The following is a 3,804-nucleotide window of genomic DNA, read 5'->3' on the forward strand; positions in this document are numbered from 1 at the left end:
AGAACCTTTTTTCTTTGAGCTACCTCCGAAAATCCCCTTGACAACTGGCTTTGAGCCTTAACTTGTCACCAATGATGCAACTCTAGGCAAGAGTCCAACTCTTAGCTCATCAGTCATTCCCAATTCTCAAATCTAAAATGGTATAACTGAGCACTAAAATCGTCATCGCGCCGTGCAAATACCCCATTCTAGCTGTAGAGTTAATCTCAAATCTCAAATCTCAAATCTCAAATGGACTGACATAATTCTTAATAAAATTAATATCGCCCAAACCCCCGTAAATCCGTTATCAAATCCCCTTCAACCGCCATATATTTTTATGATTTTGGGGAGTTTTGTTGTGCAAATCTTACTTGGCAATAGTTTCAGCTTTTTGGCTATTAAAAAACCAGGCAATTTGAGGATACAATAGCAGCATCTTTAAAACCAGTATAGCCATGAGTTCATCAACAGCCCTAGACAACATCGAAAACCACATTCCCATCGTGGGAAATATCCATACCAAAAGTCCGATCGCCTACGGAGCAACCCGCCTCGCAGTCAGTGCAGTTAACACGGTGCAAATGGCAGTAGCAGAGTCTTACATCAACGGATTAGAAGTCCCAGATTCAGTATTGCGATCGCTTTTTGATACCTGTATGCCCGTCTTTTTTAAGCATTTCCCGTCCCTGCTTGCACCCTACGAATGGGTACTAACAGAAACAGACCATACTGCCGAAGGGCCACGGGATTTAATGAAAATTCAGTACGACTTGCCTCAAGCTATGCTGAATCCCATGTTAGGCGACGGCAAACTCATTTATCCTAAATACAGCATGGGGTTGTGGGAAAAAGGAGCCGCCAACCTTGAACAATCGCAAATTCAGATGATTGATGATGTGATTGAAAAGCTAGAGATTCAAGATGGTGACAATATTTTAGACTTTGGCTGCGGTTGGGGTTGTGTTCCTAATTACATTCTTTCCAAATTCCCCAATGTCACCTTTACTGGGATTAACCTCAGCCACCACCAATGCGAGTATATGCGTCAAAAGATGCAAGACCCCGAAAGCTACCTTAGTTCCGGTCGATTTACCTTATATGAAGGCGATTTGAACGACGCCAACTTCGAGACAAAATTTGACAAAATTCTCTCCATCGGAGTTTTTTGTCATGTAGGAAATTTAACGAAAGCTTTCCAAAAGCTCGCCTCTTTCCTGAAGGATAGCGGCAAAGTTTTCATTCATATCATCACAGTTCGCACTCCCAACAATATATCCAGCGTTTTCACCCACAAATACATTTTTCCCCACGGTCGTTACTGGAAATACGATGCAGTTCCCAGCCACAACAAAGACCTCAAAACCATAAAAAACTGGTATCTCAACGGATACAATTACTCCACAACTTTTGCTAACTGGCTGAAAAACTTTGACGATTCTCAGGCAATAGTCAAAGATTTAGACTACGGCATAGACTATGCCCAATTTCGCCGCATCTGGCGGTTTTACTTGATTTGGTTTGTGGCTAATTTCGCGAGTTGCGATGGTGAGTATAATGGCAACGGTCAATATTTAATGGTTCGTGCCTAACCGCTAATCAGTAGACCCAGCTCAAAAAACCGAACACCCCGAACCCCGACATCTCAAAGAAGTCGGGGTTATTGAGTGCGAGCTACTTATCGGGAGAATGAAACCTTTCAACCTAGATTTAGGGCGATCGACAAGTGTAGCCTTCTTTTTAGGAATTTTTCGGAGTTTAAAAAAATCCGGAATAAGATTATTTCTCGGTGAATAAGACCTCTATTAAGCGTGAGCCTGCACAATACTTTTTAAATTCCATCCTCGATCAGTAGTGATAAAGTCCGATATTTTACTACAAAAAGAGAGTTGATTTATACAATGGTAGACAATATGAAACCTTCTCTTCCTCAAGACGACCCGAACCAAGAACAGCGCAAAGATTCCTTGAATCGTCAGCAACAAGCTTATCAGTTTGACTATGAGAGTTTATCACCTTTGGCATTATTGAAAGATGTGCCCGCAGTCGAGAACTTTTCGAGCAAGTATCTTGCAGAACGGATATTAGCAACATCGGAACTTCCAGCAAACATGCTGGCAGCCGATTCGAGAACTTTTCTCGATCCTCTCGATGAACTCCAAGACTATGAAGACTTTTTTACTTGGCTGCCACTACCTGGAGTTGCCAAAATTTACCAAACGGATCGCTCTTTTGCAGAACAGCGCCTGTCTGGAGCAAACCCGATGGTGCTTCGCCTCTTAGATGCGAGCGATCCTCGGGCAGAAACACTGGCCAACCTCCCGACTTTACACCCATTAGTCGATCGGCGCCAAGAGTTGCAGGACAAAAACATTTACATTGCCGATTACACAGGTACTGACGAACACTATCGCGCGCCTGCTCTCGTTGGAGGCGGAACCTATGAAAAAGGCAGAAAATACTTGCCGAAACCACGGGCTTTTTTCGCTTGGCGGTGGACGGGAGTCCGCGATCGCGGTGAAATGACACCTATTGCCATTCAACTAGATCCGACGCCCGGTAGCCATGTCTATACCCCATTCGATCCTCCTATCGATTGGCTGTTTGCGAAACTCTGCGTGCAAGTAGCAGATGCCAATCACCATGAAATGAGCTCGCATTTAGGTCGAACTCATCTGGTGATGGAACCAATCGCGATCGTCACCGCCCGACAGTTGGCTAAAAATCACCCGCTGAGCCTGTTACTGAAACCGCACTTTCGCTTTATGTTGACCAACAACGATCTGGCGCGTTCTCACTTGATCGCTCCCGGTGGGCCCGTCGATGAATTGCTAGGCGGCACCTTGGCTGAGACAATGGAACTGACTAGAGAGGCGTGCAGTACATGGAGTCTGGATGAATTTGCCTTGCCCGCAGAACTGAAAAATCGGGGAATGGATGACCCCAATCAATTGCCTCACTATCCTTACCGAGATGATGGATTGTTGCTTTGGGATGCGATTGAAACCTTTGTATCGGGCTATCTGAAATTCTTTTACCCGACGGAGATCGCGATCGTACAAGATGTGGAACTACAAACCTGGGCCCAAGAATTAGCGTCTGATAATGGCGGTAAAGTCAAAGGAATGCCACAGCGCATAAACACAGTTGAACAATTAATTCAAATTGTCACAACTATAATTTTCACCTGCGGCCCGCAGCATTCAGCCGTCAATTTTCCCCAGTATGATTACATGAGTTTTGCAGCCAATATGCCCTTGGCTGCCTACCGGGACATTCCTAGAATTACTGCTTCGGGTACTCTAGAAGTGATTACGGAAAAGGATATTTTACGGTTACTTCCTCCGTACAAACGAGCGGCTGACCAACTGCAAATTCTGTTTATTTTGTCAGCTTATCGATATGATCGTTTGGGTTATTACGATAAATCTTTCCGAGAACTCTACCGGATGAGCTTCGACGAAGTTTTTGCGGGAACGCCGCTCCCACTTTTAGCCAGACAGTTCCAGCAAAATTTGAATATGGCAGAACAGAAGATTGATGCCAACAATCAAAAACGAGTAATTCCTTACATTGCTCTCAAGCCTTCGTTGGTACTAAATAGCATCAGTATGTAGGAGTGTATTTTTTGGGTTGGTGAGACGCCCAACCCCTACTCCCCCAAATAAAATTCATTGTTTGTGGAACAGGCCCCAAAGCCTGTTCTTAAGCATAATTAAAGATGTGGCTCCCATGCGAATCCTCAGCTTTGGTTGAGTCGATAGAAGGTATTATCCTTCGTACCTCTCAGTTAGATCCGGACGTGCTGGTTTCCCCGCATCCGGC

Annotated in this window: 2 protein-coding genes; both read left to right on the top strand. The window is 44.6% G+C overall.

Annotated elements, in window-relative coordinates:
• Nucleotides 1-437: 437 nt before the first annotated feature.
• Nucleotides 438-1,571 carry a class I SAM-dependent methyltransferase gene (locus tag QUA40_RS28025; protein ID WP_333131883.1) on the top strand — a complete coding sequence of 378 codons (1,134 nt, stop codon included), beginning with the start codon at nucleotides 438-440 and terminating at the stop codon, nucleotides 1,569-1,571.
• A gap of 321 nt (nucleotides 1,572-1,892) precedes the next feature.
• Entirely contained in the window at nucleotides 1,893-3,596 is a 1,704-nt protein-coding gene (locus QUA40_RS28030; RefSeq protein WP_333131885.1) for a lipoxygenase family protein, read from the top strand.
• Nucleotides 3,597-3,804: the final 208 nt, after the last annotated feature.

The organism is Microcoleus sp. Pol11C3 (genome assembly GCF_036701485.1).
In the GTDB taxonomy this organism is placed as follows: Bacteria; Cyanobacteriota; Cyanobacteriia; order Cyanobacteriales; family Microcoleaceae; genus Microcoleus.

What these genes read in the sequence shown, in the direction of transcription:
- QUA40_RS28030 (WP_333131885.1), top strand. Translation starts at nt 1,893, where the DNA reads ATGAAACCTTCTCTTCCTCAAGACGACCCGAACCAAGAACAGCGCAAA.
- QUA40_RS28025 (WP_333131883.1), top strand. Translation starts at nt 438, where the DNA reads ATGAGTTCATCAACAGCCCTAGACAACATCGAAAACCACATTCCCATC.